The sequence below is a fragment of the Marinospirillum alkalitolerans genome (assembly GCF_045055655.1).
In the GTDB taxonomy this organism is placed as follows: Bacteria; Pseudomonadota; Gammaproteobacteria; order Pseudomonadales; family Halomonadaceae; genus Marinospirillum; species Marinospirillum alkalitolerans.
In genome coordinates, this window is record NZ_JBANFI010000003.1 from 183,535 (window position 1) to 204,987 (window position 21,453).

A 21,453-nucleotide genomic window follows, 5' to 3' on the forward strand; every position below is an offset into this window, starting at 1 on the left:
CGCGCAGCCATCTGGCTCGCCAAGGATTGACATGCGACTTGCTCTATTCGCGCTGCTGAGCGGCGCTTCTCTGACACTGGCAGCAGCCCCCTTTGATTTTTGGCCGCTGGCTTGGTTGGCCCCCTTGGTACTGCTGCTGATTCTTGATCAGCAGTCTGTTGCGCGGGCCACTTGGCTGGGCTGGCTCTTTGGTCTGGGGCTGTTTGCTTCTGGCGCATCCTGGGTCTATGTCAGCATCCATGAGCATGGCCATGCTCCGGTTCCCTTGGCGCTGCTCTTAACTGGCTTATTTGTCGCTGGATTGGCACTGTTCTTTGCGCTGCATGCCTGGATCTGGCAAAGATTTCTCGCTGGACGCTGGGTGCTGCTGAGCTGGCCAGCTTTGTGGGTGGTCATGGAGATATTCCGTTCTTGGTTCCTGACTGGCTTTCCCTGGCTCCTGCTCGGCAGCAGTCAAATCAGCAGCCCACTGGCAGGCTGGGCACCGCTTCTCGGTGTTTATGGTGTCTCTGGATTGTGCGTGCTGCTCGGCCTGCTGCTGTTGCAAGTCTGGCGTCCAAATGGCTTACCTCCATTCAGCCATGCCGCAATGACGCGCCTCAAAACCAGCCATCGACGCTGGATCAGCAGCGGCCTTCTGGCTTCTCTTCTGATCGCGGGTCTACTGCTGCAACCTGTTCAATGGACCCAACCCCAGGGATCACCGCTGACCTTGGCACTGGTGCAAGGCAATATTGCTCAGGAAGACAAGTGGAACCCTCAACTGCGCGGTCGGATTATTCATCAATATCTGCGCCTCAGTGAAGCGGCCACAGCACAGGAGATCGACCTGCTCCTCTGGCCTGAAACAGCGCTTCCCCTGCTTCCCGATCAAGCCGCGCCTTTTTTTGCGCGCGCGCTCAGTCATGCTGGCCCTGAAGCTGGCTTGATTTCTGGCCTGGTCTCGCGTGAAACCAGCACCTCGGCTTTTCATAACAGCCTAGTGACAGCAGGCGGCGCCTCAGGGATTTATCACAAGAGTATTCTGGTGCCCTTTGGCGAATATGTCCCTTTGGAGCGCTATCTGCGTGGACTGATCGCTTTTTTTGACCTGCCGATGTCCAGCTTCCAACCAGGCTCACCTCCTGGCGGTCAGTTAAGCTTTGGCGAGACCCAGATTGCCCCACTGATCTGCTACGAGATTGCCTACGCCGACTTTACAGCACGCCAAGCGCAAGAGAGCCACTGGCTGCTGACGGTGTCGAATGACAGCTGGTTTGGTGCCTCAATCGGGCCCTTACAACATCGCCAAATCGCGCAAATGCGCGCACTAGAAACAGGGCGTCCACTGGCTCGGGCGACCAATAACGGGGTCACCGCCTTGATCGACCATCATGGGCGTATCACGCAACAGCTGCCTCAATTTGAAGACGGAGTGCTGATAGGTCAGCTCCAGCCGCGCACCGGGCAGACGCCTTTTATGTTGTGGGGATCTTGGTTAGCCGGTGGATTCAGCCTCTTGCTGCTGCTCGCCGCACGCTGGTGGCCTCTGCCACGGCGTGACGCCCACTAGCACACAAGCCAAGCGCCTCCTATCAAGAGGCGACTTGGCAACCAACAAGGGAAGCCGTCTAGAGAGAGGAAGCCTCGGCACTGCGGCGCAAGAAAACACGCCCATCACAGCGATGGCAGGGTTCAAGACGGTGGGTATAGGCAACTTCAACAGGCTTTTCACACTGGGTGCACACAAAAGCCCCTGCAATGGCCAGTTCGCCAGCATGATAGAGGGTGGGATCTTCACGGCTGAGCAGATCTTCTTCAAGCGTGCGTGCATCTAACAAGGCTGGATCAGCAATCTGACGCAGCCAATGCATCACCTGCTCACCCAGAACCGCGCCTTCTAGAGCCAGCCATTGGGCCACACCACTGCCTGTTGTGGCGAGATGCTTTTGTAGATCCACCAGATCGCGCTTCAACCAAGCCTGTAGCAGACTGGCCTCTTCTGCTGTCACACGCTCCACTTCTTGCTCAGCATCAAGAAGACGCTGGATTTCCGCTTCCAGATTGATCTGCTGGCTGGCTTGTTCAACTTCTTGCTGTACCTGATAGAGCTTTTCCACCAGTTCATCATAAAGCGCAGCTAAACGCTCGGCTTGATCGGACATGGTCTTCTCCTTTTCGTGATCAGCTCAGGCCATCTTTGCCACTCAGTACCAGCTGGCAGAGTCATACCTCTCAGGCTTTCCAGCTTAACACGGCAATCGATTAATAAAACAAGCTCAACAGCAATAACAAGAGCAGTAAGCCTGCCAGCCCCTTCCAGAAAGCCACGGGGCGCTGCTCACCTGTCTCCAGCGATGCACGATAAACAGCCGGTGGCTTCTTTAAATCATAGATCAACTCAGACAAGCGGCGATAGCGCAATTCAGGGTTGGGCTGCAAAGCCTTACGCAAGGCAGCATCCATCCACGGCGGCACCTCAGTACCTGGCTGCGCGAGAGAGAGATAATGCAAACGGCTGGTATCGACCTGCTGCTGAAGCTGCTCGAGTTGTCCAGCATAGGGAGGATGGCCGCTGAAGAGTTCATAGGCAATGGCCGCAATCGAAAACTGATCGGCGCGCGGTGTTGGAGCCAGATCCAGATAATATTCTGGCGCAGAATAGGGCGTGAGCCCAACCCGGCGCGCCAGCGTGAGCAGACTCGGCAGGCCTTCCATATCGGCTGGATTCATCAGGCCGCAAGCTGCAAAATCCACCAGTTTCAAGCGTCCATCACGATCAACCAGCATGTTCTCCGGCGACAGGTTTTGATGCATCACATCATGACGATGCAGCGCGCGAACAGCTTTGGTCAGCTGCTCAATCAGATCGATCTTCTGCTTGATGTCCGCTTCTGGATAGGCGACCCGCCACTGCGCCAGCGACTGGCCTTCGATATACTCCATCAGATAATAGAGCTGGGTTCGTGGACGCGAAAGATCCACGACCTTGGCGATATAGGGCGAGCCAACCCGCTGCACAACCCATTGTTGCAACATAAAGTGGCGAATCAATTCTTTTTTTCGGGCCAGCTGAGGTGAGGGAGCCTTCAGCACACGTTGAAGCTGTGTTTGTGGATCAAAGACGCGATACAGGCGACTGGTCAAGCTGCGTGATAACACCTGCTGCACCTGATAGCCATCGATCTCATCCCCGACGCGCAACTCATCTGGTACCGGTAAACTGGCATAGGCACTGCCTAGATCCTCTTGCTGCTGCTGAGGCAACTGATCCACGCGCAACAACTGAAAACAAAAGTTATGGCTGGAATAGCCGCGTCGACTGGCTTTTTCAATCGCCTGCTTCAAGATTTCATCACAGGTCTGGTGTAGATCCTCAGGATGTTGGCGCACCAGCTGCACCAGATCAGATGGCATCAAGGTGCCTTTGACAGCCTGAGTGGTGAACAGGAATAAATCCCCTTGGCGCAGATTAAAGTTCAGATAATCAATATCCACGCTTGGATCCATCCCCAATGCACGCGAAGGATAGCGGTAGCCACCTAGAAAAGTCGTGTGCTCACGCGTGAGCTGCTGTACCTCAGCCCCTCTGATGCGATACACCAGCGTATCGCCCATATGAAAAAGATGGCCCTGTTGACCACGCAACACCGCAATACTCATCGAGCTAATATAGCTGCCATGACTGAGCGTCCGGCTTTGTGCAAAAAGCCAAGCATTTAAAGCCGCCAAGACACGGTTGGCCGAAGTTTTGACATCCCAGTTATCAGGTGTGGCATAGTAGTCAGCAATAAACCCGCGCACGCACAGATCCCCAGCCTGCTTGGCCAGCGTATTGCGCCAAGTAGAATCCGACACCACGCCCGCCACACCTTTCACCGCCAGTTGGGAGTCTCTGGGATAGCTCACCGCCATAGAAGAGCGCGCATGACGCCGGTCCTGAGCAAGATAGGCCTGCCCATAACTGACTTTTAATTCATCCAAATGCATGACCCCTTCTCAACCTGCTCCATCGATGTGTGTCCAAGTGTGATTTGATCAGCGCAATGCAGCAACCTGGGCTTGGCAAGAGTATCCTCTGACTGCGCCTTGCTTCCAAGCCTCAGCCCTTATCCCTTGGTCTCAATTGTGCATAAAAATGAGCCTAAAAAGCTTATCCCTTGGTCTGATACCCTGCCTTGCGCTTGGTTTTATCGGTCGAGGGTGCGTATAATTCCAGCGCAAAATCAACCACTGCAAAAGGTCAACGCAATGAGCTATACCAAAATTCCAGCTGGAAAATCCTTGCCTGATGATATCTACGTTGTCATCGAAATTCCTGCTAATCATTCCCCAGTGAAGTATGAAATTGATAAGGATATGGATGCGTTAGTTGTTGACCGCTTCATGGCGACGCCCATGTTCTATCCAGCTAACTATGGCTATATCCCCCAGACACTGGGTGATGATGGCGACCCTCTCGATGTGCTGGTGATCACTCCTTACCCTGTTGAGCCAGGCAGTGTGATTCGTTGCCGCGCCGTCGGTGTACTCAATATGACCGACGAAGGGGGTGTCGATGAGAAGCTGGTGGCCGTGCCTCACCAGAAGCTGACCAGCCTCTATAACGACATCCAAGATATCGAAGATGTGCCTGAGTTGCTGCGCAAGCAAATCTCCCATTTCTTCGAGAACTACAAGGATCTGGAAGAAGGTAAATGGGTGAAGGTTGAGGCTTGGGGCCCAGCAGCAGAAGCACGTGCTGCCATTGAAAAAGCTGCGGCTGCCTACAAAGGCTAATCCCGCTGCTACCCTGCATTCAGCAGGGTAGCGCCACCTCACTCCCCATCTTTCACGCCATGCGGCTGATGCCCAGCTCGCCAGAGCAGATACTCATCCAGCAGATAACGGCTGCGCTCACTTATCGACTGCTTGCGATGATGCACCAGATAAATCGACCACTCGACTTCAGTCGCTAAACGCCACTCCCGTGTGAGCTGCTGCCAGGTCGAAGCCTCCCAGATGCTGCGTGGTACCACAGTAAAGCCCAAACCCCGTGCAACCGCATCCAACACAAGATGCATCTGGTTGATAAAGACACGCTGGGTCACCTGTCGCTGGCCGCGAAACTCCTCTGGGAAATTGGCACGCAACACAGAAGACAGCAACTGAGCGCCCTGCTCATGCTCGATAAAGCCCAAGCTCAATAGATCTTGCAGTTTGTTCCCTTGAAAGTCCGCCGGCACCACCAGAATCAAGGGTTCTTGCATATACTCTTGCAGCTGTAAATCAGCATGCTTAGTAAACTCACTGACCAGTGCCACATCCGACTTACGCTGCAAGACCTCCTGCGCTGCTTGTGCATTGTTTGCAAAGCGCAGATCCAGCTTCAGGCGCGGATAATTTTTCATATAACCCAGGGTAAAGGGATAAAACAGCTCGCCCACCAACTCAGGGCAGATAAAGCGACATTCGCCGCCTTCGGCGAGATCCTGCTCAAGACGATGACGAAACTGATCATGCTCAGCAAAGAGCCGCAAGGCGTAGTCATACACCTGACGGCCAGCAGGAGTCAGCTCAAAGCTGCGTCCCTGACGCATCAGCAAGGGTAGGCCAAAATACTGCTCTAATTTGCGTACCTGCTGACTCACAGCAGGTTGCGTCATTTCAAGACGACGCGCGGTGAGCGTGAAACTCCCTGTTTCGACCAGACTGATAAAAGTTTTGAAGTACAGCGCATTAAACATAGGTGAACTCTAGAAATAGAAAAAGCCCCGAGCCAAGGGCTGGGGGCTTTATTGTAATGCCGAAATACTTTTATGCTAGATGATCCGTGTTGCTGAGGTCACCGATCAGCCGGTTTTTCATTATCCTGCGGCATATTATCATCCACGTGGATCGGCTCGGCCGTATCTTCGGCTGCTTTTTTACGGCCACGGAACTCAATCAGGAAGTACATCACCAAACCGGCACCCAGGCCCCAAGCGGCACCGTGCGTGGCTAAAACCACACCCATGACACCCGCTACGCCCATCGAGGTGGCGTTATCGATCTGCTCAACCGCGACAGCAATACACAGATAGCCGGTGATCAGCAGCGTAATCGACAAGGCAATGGGCAATACAGGACGGAAGACAGTGACCAGCGGCAGTAAAAAGAGCGCGATAAAACCGACAATCCAGAACACACCCGCACCAGAATAGATGGTATCCATGGCATTGCGGCCATAACGGTAGCGCTCAGCAATGGTGGCCATAACACCAGTAAACAGCGGGCCAGCCAAACCAGGATAGGGCGCAAAGAAAGCATGAATGGCGTTACGAATACCAGTGATCAGGTGAACACGGTCAACGTTAACTTCAATTTTCTCGTCAGGACGCAGGTGGTCAACACGCTTGATTAAGCTTTGGCCCACAATGATGTCACCAAAGGCAATAATATAGGCAATAATCGCCGTTGGAATCGCAGCCGCCATCATCGCTAAGGTAGGGAAGCCCAAGGTAAAGGGAAGCCAGTTCCAGATCTCACCAAAGGCAGGCACATTGATGCCCCACTCGATATCGGGCAGCGGATATTCCTTAACAGACCAACCGATGATCATGGTCAGCAGCATACCTGGCACCATGCCATAACCTGCAATCAGCTTGGCCCAACGGTGCTTTTCAGTCCAATCACGGAAAGACAAGGAAAAGAGCACATAGGCCGTCACCAAGCCACCGATAATCAAAGAGATTGGCGTGTTATGCAGACGGCCACCGATGCTGATCTCGCCAGAAATAGCGGCAATACCGGCACCAAGCAGAATCCCTGCTTTAATCGAGTTCGGAATATTATTGACCAGTGTACTGCCAAGGCGAGTCACCGCCATAAACAAGAAAACCAAGGCAACCACCAGCTGCAGCGCCACCAAAGCCACAATCGCATCTGGACCTGGCTCAAAATCGCCTAAGTAGAGCAAAACCACTGGAATCGCCGGTGTAATCCAGCCAGGAACAAAGGGTACGCCGAGCAAGTTGGGGAGCATAAAGCCGATCCCGCACACCACAACATAGGCCAGTGCCACGTCATAGGGCAGGCCCAGATAGCGTTCAAGCAGCGGGATCATCCCCATCGCGACGACGAACATCACCAGAGCCTGGATGGTCTCGGCGGTTTCCCAGCGATAGTGGATAAAGGGTAGGCGTATCTTAAAAGGCCCTGCCGGCCAATAAGGGTGTTCTTCACCATGCTTGCGTTTTAAGAGCACTGTTGCGTTCCTTATCAATTTATCATTATGTGTTGCGGAGTTGGTTTCCCCTGCGCGGGCACCGAGCTCACTTTGCTATTTTTGTCAGTGTGAAACATCAGTGGTTGCTTTTTTACCTTGCTTCGCACGCGAGCACTATTCGACCTTGGCACTAACAACCGCTTGCTTGCCCAAACAGAACACCAGTCGATTCAACTGCATAAACAGCAATACAAGCAAAAATAAATCTAATAAATTAATAAACATGAAATATTATTCTGCTGCAGCGCGACAAAAAAGAAAAAACCACACAAAAATTCAGGGCAGCAAAGACCAACAAGATGCTTTATGATAGATCAGCCATGATTCAATCAGGAGAGAGTGGGTATGACCTTTACACGCACCAGTGTCAATGCAGTAGTCTCCCCCGAGGGTAGCCTTGAAGTCTTATCTCAAGATGAAGTCAACCGACTGAAAGACACCTCCAGCAATGGACATCACGAAATGCTGCGTCGCTGCGCATTGGCTGTGCTCTCCTGCGGCAGCCCACAAGATGACAGCCAAGCCCTGCTGGATCAGCACCCAGATTTTGACATTGAAGTCTTACAACAGGATCGCGGCATTAAGCTGCGCCTAACGGCAGCCCCTGCTGAGGCTTTTGTTGATGGTCAAATGATCCGTGGTATCCGCGAGCATCTTTTTGCAGTGGTTCGTGATCTGGTTTATGTCTGCAATGAGATCGATCAGCATCCGCGCTATGATCTTGAAGATTCCAGTGCCGCTACCGAAGCGGTTTTTCATATTCTGCGCAATGCACGCGCCCTGCAAACCAACCTCTCTCCCAATCTGGTAGTCTGCTGGGGCGGCCACTCGATTTCGCGTGAAGAATATGAGTACACCAAGGATGTTGGTTATCATCTTGGGCTGCGCGGTCTAGACATCTGCACAGGTTGTGGCCCTGGCGCCATGAAAGGCCCCATGAAAGGCGCCAACGTAGCTCATGCCAAGCAAAGAACCACGCAGCGGCGTTATATCGGGATTTCTGAGCCAGGGATTATTGCTGCTGAAGCGCCCAATCCCATAGTGAACCAGCTGATTATCATGCCCGATATTGAAAAACGGCTGGAAGCCTTTGTGCGCCTTGCCCATGGCATTATTGTTTTCCCTGGTGGCGTGGGTACAGCCGAAGAAATCCTTTACCTTCTTGGATTACTGAGTAGTACAGAAAACCAGCAGCATCCACTGCCCATCGTGATGACAGGACCTGAATCAGCACGCGCTTATTTTGAGCAGATTGATGCCTTCTTGGTGCAGGTCTTTGGTGATGAAATACGCCATAAATACCGCATTATCATGAATAATCCGGCAGAAATTGCCCGCTACTTAAAAGCGGGAATCGAAGACGTGACCCATTATCGTTGCCAGCATTCTGATGCCTTTTATTTTAACTGGCACTTAAAGATCAACCCTCTCTTTCAGCAACCCTTTCATCCTACCCATGAAGCCATGCGTCAATTACAACTCCATCGCAACCAGCCCACCGAAGAGCTGGCAGCTCAATTAAGACGCGCCTTCTCCGGTATTGTGGCCGGCAATGTCAAAGCGTCAGGTATTCAAGCCATCCAGCAGCATGGCCCCTTTGAGCTGAAGGGCGAACCCGCTATAATGCAATCCTTGGATCAGTTATTACGTGCCTTTGTTGCTCAAGGGCGGATGAAGCTGGCCAGCGAGGAGTATCACCCCTGCTATCGTATTATCAATTAAACCTGCAACGAATCTGAGACATAAAAGCACAGGGCTTTGCAGTTATCCTTGGCGTGAAGCTGTAAACTAGCCGGCCAGTATTAAGAGATGGGAGTTTTCAACATGGTGGATATGGCCAAGCTCAAGGAGGATGCTCTCAGGCGCAAACAAGAGCATGAAGAAAAGGAGCTCAAACGCCAGATGCAGAGGCGCAAATCCGCTGCGCCTCGCAAAAGAAAAACAGCCTCATCTCGTTCTGCACCGAATACAGCGGCACGCGGTGGCCGTACTCAAGTCGTCCAAGCCCAGCCTAAAAAGCGCAAACGCTCTATTAGTCGTTGGGTGTTGGATATTCTGCTGGTATTAGGTGCGCTACTGGTGATGGTGATGTTTATCAATCCTTTCTAAGCGACGGTGCTGCGAGCCTCTCCTTTTATTCGCTTTTCTAGCCACTGAGATCCTTCCATACTCATCAGCGTGTCAAGGCCTCAACCAGGCTCTGAATCGCAACCTGCGCCCCATCAACAGCTTGAAAATGCTCTAAAGCATCAATCACCAGCAAAGGCTGAATCGCCTGAGCACCCAGATCTTCCAGCTTGTGCTGAAAGGCACGGCCAGCAGCGGCAAAACTGGCACCATAAGAAGAATCACCCAGCGCCACGACCGCAAAAGGACGTCCGCTTAACTGCATCGCCTGCGACTCTAGCTGCTGAAAAAAAGGCTGGATCGCATCAGGCAGCTCGCCCTGACCTGTGGTTGACGTCACGACCAGCAAGATATCTTCTGCACCCAGACGCTCAACCCGTGGCGCTTCATCAAGCTCAGCTGCCAAGCCTGCTTCTGATAAAGCGCGCTGATATTCTTCTGCGACTTCTGCCGCGCCACCATACACACTGCCCACTGCCAGATAAACTTTCACTCAGGCTCCTTAAAAAACAAAAAAAGCTGGTCAGCGCACACAGGCTCACCAGCTTCACAGGATTAATACATGATTTCTGAAATGCGCTCGCGCCAGTCTTGGGCTATCTTCTGCCGCTGATGATGGTGCTCCAGCAAGGCTTTATTAAAAGCGCAGAACATATCAGCACAGCCATGCCCAAGATCGAGCGGATTTTGTGCATCCTGGCCTGCAAAGCAGGTTTTAGAAAGATTAAACCAAGCCTCCCAATAAGTACGCAATGCACTCATTTCGGTTTCGACCAACAGTTCCATGGCCTCTAACCATTGCTTCTGATAGCTTGCCAAAGGCATCTGCTGTTTATGCAGCTGATCTTTCATGATGTCTATCACTGTTTGCATGACCTTCTCCTTTTTGACCAAGATGAATGCTGAGCATGGCCTTTTTTAGCGCTTTTTACCAGCTATGGGGCTGACTCGCTAGGCGCAAAAGGTTCCCATCCATCGGGAAAGCCCTGCCACTGCGCCTCTGGACCCACTTCATCCATCCACTGAGCGACCTGATCTGCGGATGCAGGACGCGCTAACCAGTAACCCTGACAAACACAGCAGCCTAAACCGGCCAGTAGTGTAGCCTGAGCCGCAGTTTCGACACCCTCGGCCACCAGATCTAATCCCAGCGCGCGGGCCATACCGATAATGGCCCAAACCAGCTGTGCATCTTCACGATTCCCTGGCAGCTCGCGAATAAAACTCGCATCAATTTTAATCGTGTCTAGCGGGAGTTGGCGCAAATAGGACAAGGAAGAGTAGCCAGTACCAAAATCATCCACAGAAATACCTATACCCTGCGCTCGTAGATCACGTAACAAAGTTTTCTGGGTAGAATCCTGGCCAAGAACAAGGCAGCTTTCGGTCAACTCTAGCTCGAGACGCTGAGCGGGAAGCTGATAGGCGGCCAAACGCTTGGCAATGCGCACAGCAAACTGCCCATCCAGTAGCTGACGAGCCGACACATTGATCGAAACAGGAATGCGCACCTGCTGCGGCCAGGCGGCCATCTGTCGAATCACTTCATCCAATACCCACTCACCCAGCTCTTCAATCAAGCCTAGTTTTTCAGCGAGTGGGATAAATTCAGCGGGCGAGACAGGGCCAAGCTGCTCATCTGTCCAGCGAACTAAAGCCTCTAATCCCACCCACTGACGACTGACCACATCTATTTTAGGCTGGTAAACAACAAACAAATCCTGCTGGCGTAGCGCTTTTCTTAAACCGTGCTCCAACGCCAAATCAGCGTAATTACGCTCGCCCATCATCGCGTTATAAAAACAAAAATGATTACGGCCCGCTTCTTTTGCTCGATACATAGCGGTATCTGCATGCTTGAGCAGAATTTCAGCATTATGGCCATCATCAGGATAAACACTGATCCCAATGCTGGTCGAGACGACCAGGCTTTGCTTATTAATCAACAAGGGCTGAGACAAAGAACCGACGATCTGGGCGGCCAGCTGTTCCACATCTATCAAAGCCTGGACTTCAGGAATCAAAATGGTGAACTCATCACCACCTAGACGCGCCACGGATTCTCCACCACGTGCCAGCTGGTTCAATCTTTGTGCGACTTCTTTCAGCACCGCATCGCCGGCCTGATGACCTAGAGTGTCATTAATACGCTTGAATAGATCCAGATCCAGAAACAGCAGAGCCAGTTTATGTTGGTGACGCTTGGCATTCGCCAGTGCTAAATCCAGCCGATCTTGGAGTAGCCGCCGGTTGGCCAACCCTGTCAGTTCATCATAATAAGCCAGACTATGTATCTGCTCTTCTTTGCGTTTACGCTCGGTAATATCGCTAAAAATAGCAGCAAATTGGCGTATCTCTCCCTGCGTATGACGTATACCAGTAATGGTTAGCCATTCTGTATACAAGTCACCGTTTTTGCGTCGGTTACAGATTTCACCCTGCCAATAACCATGCCGATGCAGGCTGTCCCACATTTCTTGATAAAAAGCGGCATCATGCAAACCTGAGCTGAGCAGCTTCGGCGTTTGGCCTATGGCCTCCTCCGGTGCATAGCCTGTTAACGCAGTAAAACTGGGATTCACCGCCTGAATCACGCCTTGGGCATCGGTAATCAAAATGCCATCCAAAGAAGCCTCGATCACCTTCTGTGCCAGCACCAGATTTTCCATCGAAGATTGCAGGGCTTGATCACGTGCTTCTATCGCGGCACGCAGTTGATGCACATACTCAGACTCAATGCTGGCGAGAATGTCACTAAAAGAGAGGAGACCGCAAATGCGTCCGGCAGCACTGATCTCGTCTGAAGACTCGCTGGCCTCTAGGACACCCAGATGGCGATACCCCTTCTCGCGCAGCAAATCCACAGCACTGAGCAGGCTCATATCGCTCGGCACACACAGCAGAGGACGATCAGCAATTTCTTGTAGGGTGGCAGGACGTTGCGCAGAGGCCAGCAGCTTGATGAGGTCTCTTTCGGTGATAATACCAGGAGGCAGGCCACGACCCCGCTCAACAATCGCCGCTTCACGACCGGTATCGCGCAAACGCTGCACGGCCTCAGCCAAAGAAAGATAGCCATATAAACGCAGAGGCTCGCGTGTCACACTGGAGCCCACGCTGCGCATCAACAGATAGTGTTCAACACCTTGATGACGCACGATATCAGATTGCGTGAGCACACCCAGCGGCTGCTGATCAGCGTCCACCACCAGCAAGCGCCGCAGATGCTGGCTTTTCATCATCGCCGAAGCCTGACTCATTGGCCGATCAGCTGCAATACTGACCACAGGAGCACTCATCCATTGACGAATGGGCATGTCCAGCAGGCCAGGCTGATTAAAATCGAGGCGGCGAGTATCGCCTTCACTCCAGATACCGACGACCTGCTCGGCTTCCATCACCAGAATACAGCTGACATTGGCTTGATACATCCGCTGTGCAACCTGCTTTAAAGGCAGATCTGGTGCACAGGTGAGAAGACCTCGACTGACCAGCTTGCCCACTTCGGGATCCTCCCCGAGACAGAGACTGACACTTTCCCCCGCTGGTGCTGCCAAAAATTCCAAGACCCTCTCCTCAATATCCAATCACCTTCCTTTGGTCTTTGCTGTTTCTTTTTATCCAGCCTGCATCCTGCAGCACTGGCTTCTCAAGGTGTGGTGGTCTTTCAGGTGACGGAGACACACTTGGGAGTTGGACGACGATAGATTAGGACTCAAGCAAGGCCACGAGCAGCTGCTTGACCTGATTGACTTCAAAGGGTTTATCACAGATCGCTGAAACACCGGACTGGCGCACCGAGGCCAAGCGGGATTCATCTTCTGAAGTCACCATCATGACCGGCACATGTGAGTAGTTAGGTGATTGGCGAATATGGTTGATCAAGGCTTCACCATCCATCACCGGCATATTGTAATCTGTCACAACCAGATCATAGGTGTTCTGCTCTAACAGAGTGATACCCTGCTGACCATCTGCTGCTTCATCAAAGTGCTCGACACCGATCTGCTTTAACACACGCATCAGGTGATTCCGCGCCATACGTGAGTCATCGACCACCAGCACGCGTAATTGGGTGACGTCATAGAGTTCAAGATCGATTTCTTCATGCGTGAGATAATCCAGCGTTGAAGAAAGCGCCCGCACCAAATCCTGACGGTTAAAAGGCTTAGGAAGGAGCGCCAATACGCCAGCTTGTCGCACAGCTTCAAGGTTTTCGCGCTTTTGTTCGCTGGAAACCACCATCTTGGCCACACCTTGTAGGCGTGGATCACGCTGCATCAGGGCAAACAATTCATGCGCTTGCGCATCAGGTAAATAGAGGCTGGTAATCAACAGATCAGGAACATAGGTGCGCATTTTCATCAAGGCTTCACGCGCTGAACCAACCACTTCAAGCTGCTCTATACCCTGCGCACTCAACTGGGCTTGCAGAATTTTTCTTTGTGTTGAAGAAGGCTCAACCAACAGCACACCCAATTCATCAAGGGATAAAACCGCTTGATTATTCATCCTTTTCTCTCCTCTATCATCTTCTGTGTAAGATCATGCCAAGCAGCACAGCCAAGAGTGGTTCTAGTGACGCCGTGTGCCGCCGGGTAAGCGGGGCTGATAAACATCATCACGATAAATAAGATGGCGCGCTTCCACAGTCTTTTTCGGTGCCAGATGAAAGACAGCCTCACGCAGGCGATAGAGGCGCTGACCTTGGGTGCGTGCAATTTGCATCTGCACTGCCTGGGGAAGAGGCGGCAAACGCAAAGCCTGACGATCCTCAGACCAGAAGGTGGCTTTATCTAAAATGAGCGAGAGCAGATTGCGTTGATTGGTCTTCAGCTCAGCGAGCAAAGTCAGTGCAATCAACTGACGGGCGCGTCTAATTTTGGCTCTGCGAGTCATCGCCATGCGACATCCCTCTTTTTAGTCAACAAGATATTTTGCATGATAAACCTTCTTCTCTAAGGAGTCAGTTGGCTTTTTGCCTTAAGTTGCTACAAAGCGTCACAAAAGACTGATGCCAGAGTTGAAGATGTGGCGTTAGTATGTCTATCTTTCACTTAAAATGACTATTAAGATCAAGGTTTTTAAACTGAAGACATCACACACTCCTGCCAGTGGTGCACTCAGCCTCGTACAGCCAAGGGAACATCTATGGGACAGCAACCAGACGACACAGATCTGATGCTGAGCATTCCGACTCCGGAAGAGCTTGGACTCACCTTTAAAGAAGATGAGCAAGGGGATTATTGGGCCATCCACCAACCCACAGGGATGGTGCAACCCTTTGAGCCTGAAGACTTCCCGCAAATCATGGAGCTGGCTGGCTTTCCTGCGGCGGATTATCCAATTGAATCAGCGGCTCTGGCCGTCTTGCTCGATGCCATGCGCCGTGGCGAGGCCTGCGAACAGCGCCTTGGTGGCCCTGTCGATGCACGCGCCGAAGTCCACCTCAGCCCCAATCAAATGCTGGCCAGCGTTGTACTCCATCCGCCCCAAGGTCGTGGTCAAGATATCACCAGCGCAGCACTCAGCAAGGCATTGCAGGAAGCCCATGTTGTACGCGGCTTGATCGATGAAAGCCTCGCTGAACTGACATCAGCCGCCACCAGTCAACAGCTGCGCACCACCGGGCTCCCGGTTTGCCAGATCGTGGCCTACGGAGAGAGCGCCTATGATGGCGAAGATGCCTGGCTGGAGCCACTGATTGATGAAATCATGGATCGCCGCCCGCAGATGAACGATGACGGGCAGGTGGACTTTTTTGAGCTGGGCGACTTCCCCCATGTTGATGCGGATCAAGCACTGGTGCGCCGTCATCCTCCAACCCAAGGCAAAACAGGCTGGACAGTCACAGGCAAAACGATCAAAGGCCGCAATGGCAAGGACATCACCCTATCCGCCAAGGACGAAACCGTCAGGCTGGCCCCTGACGATCATGACCTGCTGCTCTCCAGTGTCGCGGGTATGCCAGTGGTCCATGAAAAAGGGGCGCTTGTTGAACAGGTACTCAAGCTCGAAGAAGTCGGTTTGAAATCAGGCCATGTCCGCTTTGATGGCAGTGTTTTTGTCAAAGGCAATGTGAATCCCGGCATGAAGATCGAAGTCACTGGAGACGTCAAGGTCGGTGGACTCGTTGAAGCCGCCTATATCAAAGCCGGTGGCAGTATTGAAATCGGCGGCGGGGTGATTGGCCGCAAGGCCAAAGAAGAACGAGGCAAGCCTCTAAAGGATGCAAACGAAAGCACCACAGAGGCCTATTTACATGCTGGTGTCACGGTCAAAGCACGCTTTATCCAAGAAGCCAAGGTCAAAGCAGCTCAAGAGATCATCGTGCAAAAGCAAATCCTCCACTCCAAGATCAAGGCAGGCGTCAAAATTCATCTGCTGGGCAAAGGCGCCATCGTGGGCGGTTTAGCAGAGGCCAATCAGTTTATTGATATCGGAATCGCGGGGGCACCCGCCAATGTGCAAACCCATCTTCGTGTGGGCGGCACAGAGGACCTGAAGCAGGAATCCACCAAAATCAACCACAGGCTGCAGCAGATTGAAGTTCAAAAATCCAAGCTGAAAGAGCTGATCGCCAAGATCAAGCAACTGCGCAAGCCTATTACAGAAGAGAAAAAACAGCAGATCATGCAGGCCCGTAATCAATTACAGGCTCAGGAAAATAGCCTGTATGATCGACTGGCAAAGATCCAAGAAGACATCAAAGAGCGGCAGCACGCACGGATCCATGTGCGTAAAACCTGTTTTCCTGGCACGCTTTTGGAGATCGACGAAGCTCAGTTTTCTCCTCGTAACGATCTGGGCAAGGTCACCTTCTTCTTACGCGATGGTGAAGTCCAGATGCGCTAGACCGTGTTTCAGCCTGCCTGCCCATCCAACGCAGGCTTGGCTGGCAACTGCCAGTTGATCGGCGTGCGGCCTTGGCTGATAAGCCACTGATTCGCGGCACTAAAGTGACCACAGCCGATAAAGCCACGGTGGGCAGAAAGCGGAGAGGGGTGCGGTGCCTCCAGGACCAGATGACGTTGACGATCGATCTGCGCCGCTTTCTTACGCGCAAAAGCCCCCCAGAGCAAAAACACCACACCCTGGCCGTGTTGGTTGATCATCTCCAGCACGCGATCCGTCAGTCTTTCCCACCCGCGTCCTTGATGCGAGGCCGCTTGGCCCGCTTCTACCGTCAAAACCGCATTCAAAAGCAACACCCCCTGCTGCGCCCAAGGCGTCAGATCGCCCTGTGCGGGCTGCTCTATCCCGAGATCACGTGCCTGCTCCTTATAAATATTGAGCAACGAGGGCGGCACCCGCACCCCCGAAGGAACGGAAAAACTCAACCCCTGCGCCTGTCCCGGGCCGTGATAGGGATCTTGCCCCAAAATCACCACCTTGACCTCGCTCAGCGGTGTCTGCCAAAAGGCCGCAAACCACTGATGACTCGGTGGATAAATCTGTTTACCTGCCTGCTTCTGTGCGCGTAAAAAATCACGTAGTTGATCGATGTAGGGCTGTTGCAGCTCCTCTGCCAGACCAGCCGCCATCCAGTCATCAGGAAAGGGGCGTTGCCTTGTCGCCACGGCACTGCCCGATGCAGATGGCATCATCCTATCCGGCGCAAAAAGATCGTGAGTCTGAGGTGGATTGAGCGGCATCACTAGACGCCCTCAAGCTGACGCTGCGCCAATACCCGCTCGACGCTATCCACGATGACCTGAGTGTGTGGATCGACCTCTAGATTCACCTGACTGCCTTCAGGCAACAGACCAAAAGTCGTGGCACGGCGTGTTTCAGGAATCAGATACACGCTAAAACGCTCCTCATGAACTTCTGCAATGGTCAGACTACAGCCATTCAGCCCGATATAGCCCTTATTGAAAATATACTTCTTCCACTGGGGTGGCAGGCTAAAATCCAGACGCAGATTGTCTGCATCCAATTCATGCCGCTGGCACAGGGTGACACACCCCATCACATGCCCCGACATAGCATGGCCGCCGATCTCGTCACCAAAGCGTGCGGCACGCTCAAAATTCACCAGATCACCGACCGCCAACTGTCCCAGATTGGTCAATTGCAGACTGGCAATCATCACATCAAAATATACCGCATCCTCATCCCAATGGGTCACTGTGAGGCAAACCCCATTCAGTGCGATACTGGCCCCTTGTGTCAGCTGGTCTCGCTGCGCAGCAGGAATCGCTAAACCCAGTGTATGCAGCTGGGGCTTTTTCTCTAAAGAATGGAGCGGGGCAACCCCCTGAACAATACCGGTAAACATCTTGCACCTCATTGAGTTCATCGCCCGACTGGCGTTTCATCTTTATTCACTGCATCTCTCTATACTGCATCTGCTGAATCAGGTTGTGCGCATTAGGAAACCTCTGATCAAGGTCACAAGCGCAGTCGTTCATCAGAGGCTTTTTAGAAATCAGCTTCGGCCTCGCTGCTGGCCTCTGGCTGCTCACCGCTCAGCAGCACATGCACTTCTAGCAGTGCGCGGACCTGATCTTCTGCCCGCTCTGGATCAAGACCAAGAAAATCCAGTGTTTCACGGTAAGTCTGCTGCCATAGGGGCGCATCACCGATCAGCTCTGCAGCTGGCTGGAGTTCAAAGCTCATCTCCTGACCTGCAGCATCAAACAAGCGACTCAACCAAGCCTCAGCCGGTATCATGGCTGTCAGATACAGCACCTCATCCTGCTGGTCATAGAGGAATTCACGCACGATTTCAGCCGGCGCATAGGCCTCAGCGGCATCGGCCTCCCAGAGGGGCTGATCCTCTTGCGCCCAGGCCTCATCAGGTGCAATTCGCGCCTGCTTAATCTGCCCGGTCGGCAAGGACCAGGCGATATACAAGGGTGGACTGTCCAGCTCCTGCGTTGCCGCTTCAATCGCAATAAATGTGGGAAAGCTCACAGCAGGTCTCCTAATCGGTCAGTGGATTCAACGCGGGGCAGACCGAAGAGACGGCACGCATTGGCCGTTGTGATGGCCGCCACTCGCTCTGGGCTTTCTCCGCGCTCGGCCGCGATCTTGGCGATCACCCAAGGCAAAAAAGCCGGCTCATTACGCCCTTTCTTCGGTTTTGGTTTGATAGTGCGCGGCACCAGCCAGGGTGCATCAGTTTCAACTAACAAGCGATCAGCAGGGATGGATTTCACCAGCGTCGCCAACTCTTGACCTCGCCGCTCGTCACACACCCAACCCGTAATCCCGATATAAAGATCCAAGTCCAAATAGCCAAACAGGGCCTTTTTATCACCAGTGAAGCAGTGCAACACGCCACCAGCCAGATCATCGCGCCAGCTGGTCAGCCGCTCTAACATCGGCTGCGCGGCATCACGCTCATGTAAAAAAAGGGGCTTTTTCACCTCGGCAGCCAACTCAAGCTGCGCCTCAAAAGCCAACAACTGCGCTGATTCTGGTGAAAAAAGGCGATTGTAGTCTAGGCCTGTTTCCCCGACTGCCACACAGCAGGGATCCGCCAGCAAAGCGGTCAGAGTCTGCTGCCAATCCGGCTGCCATTGACTGGCATGATGAGGATGGACGCCCGCTGTCGAGCGCAGCTGCTGAGGATACTGCTGCGCCAGCGCCAAGCTCTGTTCACTGCATTGGATCTGGGTGCCGGTTAAAATCTGCCAGATGACACCGGCCTCCTGCGCTCGTGCGATCACGGCTTCTCGATCAGCATCAAAAACAGCATCCAGCAGATTCACCCCGATATCGACTAATGCCTCTTCTGCCACGGGCGCTCCTTTTATTCGCATCAAAAGCGCTATCCTACAACAAAAAGCGACTGGGCCTCTAATCTCCGCCCACTACCAGGGAATCGGCTGTCCATCCCATGCAAAAAAACCACCCGTCTGCTCCGGCGTTAAACCACGCAGCACCTGAAGCAGATAAGCCGCAGACTGCCTTGCATCAAATAGCTGCGCAGCCGGTACGCGTGCTTGAAAGGGGGCCGAAAGCGGTGTGTCCGTTGTTCCCGGATGCAGTGTCACACAGAGACTACCAGGGTGGGTGCGACGCAATTCAATCGCGGCTGTATGCATCAGCTGATTCAAGGCCGCCTTACTGGCACGATAGGCATACCAGCCGCCTAAGCGATTATCGCCAATACTCCCCACACGCGCCGATAAGGACGCAATCACCACAGGCCGCTGCTTGTTGAAGTAAGGCTGCAACTGCTGAAGCAACAAAAGATGATTGAGCGCATTATGCGTCAGGCTGGTCATCAAGGACTGGCGCTTGAGCTGCTGCAGGGATTTTTCTGGCTGAAGATCTTGCGCCTGATCATGCAGAATCCCAGATGTATTGATCAGCCAATCCACTGGATGCCTAGACTGCTGCGCCCAAGCTGCTACCTGCTGGTCATCCGCTAAATCCAGTTGATAACACACCAGACGTGGATCTTGCTCAGCCAAGGCCATCAACGCCGTACCAGAGCGACGATAGAGGGCGCTGATCTGCGTCCAGTGCTTTTCCGCCAGACAGCTTTCCACCAGAGCGAGACCGATACCACTCCCAGCGCCTGCAATAATAAGATGCATCTGCTACCTCTTGACTCATCGTGGTGAGAGATTCAACTAAGCTTGCCAAAAATAGAACAAAACTTATACACTAGCTTAACTCAAGTTTTTCTAACCCGCCATGCCAAGGTAAGCCACATGCCCGCTGCTCAGCTCTACTATGATGCTTCTTGCGGCCTCTGCCGACGTGAGATTGATCATCTGCGACCTCAACTTGAACCCCAGGTCGCGCTGGTGGATATCAGCCAAGCCGATTTTGTTCCACCCGCAGGCTATACACTGGAACAGCTTTATCGGCGCATCCACTTCTTTGATGGGCAGCAGATGCATATTGGCTATGCCGCCTCGGTTGCTTATTGGCGCGCGGCTGGTTTGAAGAAAACCGCTTGGCTGCTGAACCTGCCACTGATAAGGCACGTTGGTCATCTTGTTTACGAGCTGTGGGCCAGATGGCGCAGCCGCCACCTGCGTTGCGATCTTTAGCCTCTTATTGCTTCTACCTGCTTCTGCTCAGAAAATATATGCACTGAAGACCTGCCTTTTCTGGTCAGTTGTCTCTTTTTTCACTAGTATGTGAATAAACGGCATTCACTAACAAAAGAAGAAATCACCAAGAGGGCTTTTTCATGGCCGGAGTCTTAGCTAGCGTTGATTCACGCACACAACTCGTCGGGCAGAATCGTCTTGAACTGCTGATGTTTAAACTCCACAGTCAGCAGCTGTTTGCGATTAACGTGTTTAAAGTACAGGAAGTACTGCGCCTCCCCAAACTGGTGAACCTGCCCGGCCATCATCCTCATGTTGTCGGCGTGGCGCATCTGCGTGGCCAAACCGTACCGGTCATTAATCTGGCTCAGGCCATCGGTATGCCGCCCTTACAGCCAGGTGAAGCCAGTAACTTGATTGTGACTGAATACAACTCAACCGTGCAGGCTTTCTTGGTGGGCGCGGTGGATCGCATTGTCAACCTGAATTGGGAAGACATCATGCCACCGCCACGCACTACAGGTCGGCAGCATTATCTCACCGCAATTACGCGGCTAGAGCAGCAGATTATTGAAATCATTGATGTTGAAAAGGTGCTGGCTGAAATCAACCCCTATGCGGTGCTCGTCGACACCAGCAATCTCGAAGCGGAACTGCTGGCCGCTGCCAAGGACATGGAAATCCTGATGGTGGATGATTCACCCACTGCGATTTCTCAGGTGCGTCAAGCCCTCGAACCCCTTGGCATTACCCTGCATACCGCCACTAACGGTAAGAACGGCCTGAATCAACTCAAGGCCTGGGCTGCCGATGGTGAGCAGGTTCCTGAAAAACTGCTGATGTTGATCACCGATGCCGAGATGCCCGAAATGGATGGCTATAGCCTGACGACAGCGGTGCGCCAAGATCCACAGCTCAAAGATTTATTTGTTGTGCTGCATACTTCGATGTCAGGCAACTTCAATAAAGCCATGGTTGAGAAGGTCGGCTGTGACGACTTCTTATCTAAATTCCAGCCCAAGCTCCTCGCGGCGCTGGTCGAAAAACGTATCCGAGAAAAAATCGGGCAAGCTTAGGTTATTC

At 52.8% G+C, this 21,453-nt stretch carries 21 protein-coding genes; 7 read left to right on the top strand and 14 right to left on the bottom strand.

What is annotated here, in order from left to right:
• The first annotated feature begins 31 nt into the window (after positions 1 to 31).
• Complete coding sequence (gene lnt, locus V6U78_RS05755) at positions 32 to 1,552, top strand: apolipoprotein N-acyltransferase (RefSeq protein WP_405338340.1); 1,521 nt, start codon at positions 32 to 34, stop codon at positions 1,550 to 1,552.
• 58 nt (positions 1,553 to 1,610) lie between these two features.
• Here the strand turns inward: lnt and V6U78_RS05760 are convergent, their stop codons facing one another.
• On the bottom strand, positions 1,611 to 2,144 hold the full coding sequence (locus V6U78_RS05760; RefSeq protein ID WP_405338342.1) for a zinc ribbon-containing protein: 534 nt from the start codon (positions 2,142 to 2,144) through the stop codon (positions 1,611 to 1,613).
• Between the two features lie 100 nt (positions 2,145 to 2,244).
• Positions 2,245 to 3,969, bottom strand: a complete 1,725-nt coding sequence (locus V6U78_RS05765; RefSeq protein WP_405338344.1) for a protein kinase domain-containing protein — start codon at positions 3,967 to 3,969, stop codon at positions 2,245 to 2,247.
• A gap of 261 nt (positions 3,970 to 4,230) precedes the next feature.
• On the opposite strand from V6U78_RS05765, the gene ppa reads away from it, so the two are divergent.
• Positions 4,231 to 4,758 (top strand): inorganic diphosphatase, encoded by a 528-nt coding sequence (gene ppa, locus V6U78_RS05770; protein ID WP_405338346.1) that lies wholly within the window; start codon positions 4,231 to 4,233, stop codon positions 4,756 to 4,758.
• A 38-nt stretch (positions 4,759 to 4,796) separates the two neighbouring features.
• Here the strand turns inward: ppa and V6U78_RS05775 are convergent, their stop codons facing one another.
• A complete protein-coding gene (locus V6U78_RS05775; RefSeq protein WP_405338348.1) occupies positions 4,797 to 5,705 on the bottom strand; it encodes a LysR family transcriptional regulator in 909 nt (302 codons plus the stop codon).
• A 98-nt stretch (positions 5,706 to 5,803) separates the two neighbouring features.
• Positions 5,804 to 7,204, bottom strand: coding sequence for a xanthine/uracil/vitamin C permease (locus V6U78_RS05780; protein ID WP_405338350.1), 1,401 nt, complete (start codon positions 7,202 to 7,204; stop codon positions 5,804 to 5,806).
• A 366-nt stretch (positions 7,205 to 7,570) separates the two neighbouring features.
• On the opposite strand from V6U78_RS05780, the gene ppnN reads away from it, so the two are divergent.
• Together ppnN and V6U78_RS05790 are read left to right on the top strand one after the other, a co-directional pair.
• Positions 7,571 to 8,947, top strand: coding sequence for a nucleotide 5'-monophosphate nucleosidase PpnN (gene ppnN, locus V6U78_RS05785; RefSeq protein ID WP_405338352.1), 1,377 nt, complete (start codon positions 7,571 to 7,573; stop codon positions 8,945 to 8,947).
• A 102-nt stretch (positions 8,948 to 9,049) separates the two neighbouring features.
• Entirely contained in the window at positions 9,050 to 9,334 is a 285-nt protein-coding gene (locus tag V6U78_RS05790; protein ID WP_405338354.1) for a hypothetical protein, read from the top strand.
• Positions 9,335 to 9,398: 64 nt separating this feature from the next.
• On the opposite strand, the gene V6U78_RS05795 is transcribed toward V6U78_RS05790, so the two are convergent.
• The 5 genes from V6U78_RS05795 to V6U78_RS05815 all read right to left on the bottom strand — a co-directional run bounded on the left by V6U78_RS05795 (position 9,399) and on the right by V6U78_RS05815 (position 14,257).
• Positions 9,399 to 9,845, bottom strand: coding sequence for a flavodoxin domain-containing protein (locus tag V6U78_RS05795; RefSeq protein WP_405338356.1), 447 nt, complete (start codon positions 9,843 to 9,845; stop codon positions 9,399 to 9,401).
• Between the two features lie 62 nt (positions 9,846 to 9,907).
• Positions 9,908 to 10,225 (bottom strand): hypothetical protein, encoded by a 318-nt coding sequence (locus tag V6U78_RS05800; protein ID WP_405338358.1) that lies wholly within the window; start codon positions 10,223 to 10,225, stop codon positions 9,908 to 9,910.
• 62 nt (positions 10,226 to 10,287) lie between these two features.
• The gene (locus tag V6U78_RS05805; RefSeq protein ID WP_405338360.1) at positions 10,288 to 12,918 is read right to left on the bottom strand and encodes an EAL domain-containing protein; all 2,631 of its coding nucleotides are present in this window, start codon (positions 12,916 to 12,918) and stop codon (positions 10,288 to 10,290) included.
• Positions 12,919 to 13,060: 142 nt separating this feature from the next.
• Positions 13,061 to 13,864: a response regulator gene (locus tag V6U78_RS05810; protein ID WP_405338362.1), complete on the bottom strand. Its 804-nt coding sequence runs from the start codon at positions 13,862 to 13,864 to the stop codon at positions 13,061 to 13,063.
• 63 nt (positions 13,865 to 13,927) lie between these two features.
• Positions 13,928 to 14,257 carry a hypothetical protein gene (locus V6U78_RS05815; RefSeq protein WP_405338364.1) on the bottom strand — a complete coding sequence of 110 codons (330 nt, stop codon included), beginning with the start codon at positions 14,255 to 14,257 and terminating at the stop codon, positions 13,928 to 13,930.
• 246 nt (positions 14,258 to 14,503) lie between these two features.
• On the opposite strand from V6U78_RS05815, the gene V6U78_RS05820 reads away from it, so the two are divergent.
• Entirely contained in the window at positions 14,504 to 16,207 is a 1,704-nt protein-coding gene (locus tag V6U78_RS05820) for a DUF342 domain-containing protein (RefSeq protein WP_405338366.1), read from the top strand.
• Positions 16,208 to 16,215: 8 nt separating this feature from the next.
• On the opposite strand, the gene ung is transcribed toward V6U78_RS05820, so the two are convergent.
• The 5 genes from ung to V6U78_RS05845 form a co-directional block, all read right to left on the bottom strand.
• Positions 16,216 to 16,956, bottom strand: coding sequence for a uracil-DNA glycosylase (gene ung / locus V6U78_RS05825; protein WP_405338368.1), 741 nt, complete (start codon positions 16,954 to 16,956; stop codon positions 16,216 to 16,218).
• Between the two features lie 53 nt (positions 16,957 to 17,009).
• Positions 17,010 to 17,633 carry a riboflavin synthase subunit alpha gene (locus V6U78_RS05830; protein ID WP_405338370.1) on the bottom strand — a complete coding sequence of 208 codons (624 nt, stop codon included), beginning with the start codon at positions 17,631 to 17,633 and terminating at the stop codon, positions 17,010 to 17,012.
• A 143-nt stretch (positions 17,634 to 17,776) separates the two neighbouring features.
• Positions 17,777 to 18,271, bottom strand: a complete 495-nt coding sequence (locus V6U78_RS05835; protein WP_405338372.1) for a hypothetical protein — start codon at positions 18,269 to 18,271, stop codon at positions 17,777 to 17,779.
• Positions 18,268 to 19,101 carry a TatD family hydrolase gene (locus tag V6U78_RS05840; protein WP_405338374.1) on the bottom strand — a complete coding sequence of 278 codons (834 nt, stop codon included), beginning with the start codon at positions 19,099 to 19,101 and terminating at the stop codon, positions 18,268 to 18,270. Before V6U78_RS05840 ends, V6U78_RS05835 begins: the two co-directional genes overlap by 4 nt.
• Positions 19,102 to 19,173: 72 nt before the next feature.
• Positions 19,174 to 19,905 (bottom strand): SDR family NAD(P)-dependent oxidoreductase, encoded by a 732-nt coding sequence (locus V6U78_RS05845; protein ID WP_405338376.1) that lies wholly within the window; start codon positions 19,903 to 19,905, stop codon positions 19,174 to 19,176.
• A gap of 117 nt (positions 19,906 to 20,022) precedes the next feature.
• Between V6U78_RS05845 and V6U78_RS05850 the strand changes: the two genes are divergently transcribed.
• Both V6U78_RS05850 and V6U78_RS05855 read left to right on the top strand, forming a co-directional pair.
• Positions 20,023 to 20,367, top strand: a complete 345-nt coding sequence (locus V6U78_RS05850) for a thiol-disulfide oxidoreductase DCC family protein (protein WP_405338378.1) — start codon at positions 20,023 to 20,025, stop codon at positions 20,365 to 20,367.
• A gap of 143 nt (positions 20,368 to 20,510) precedes the next feature.
• Positions 20,511 to 21,446 carry a chemotaxis protein CheV gene (locus tag V6U78_RS05855; protein ID WP_405338380.1) on the top strand — a complete coding sequence of 312 codons (936 nt, stop codon included), beginning with the start codon at positions 20,511 to 20,513 and terminating at the stop codon, positions 21,444 to 21,446.
• The last annotated feature ends 7 nt before the right edge of the window (positions 21,447 to 21,453 follow it).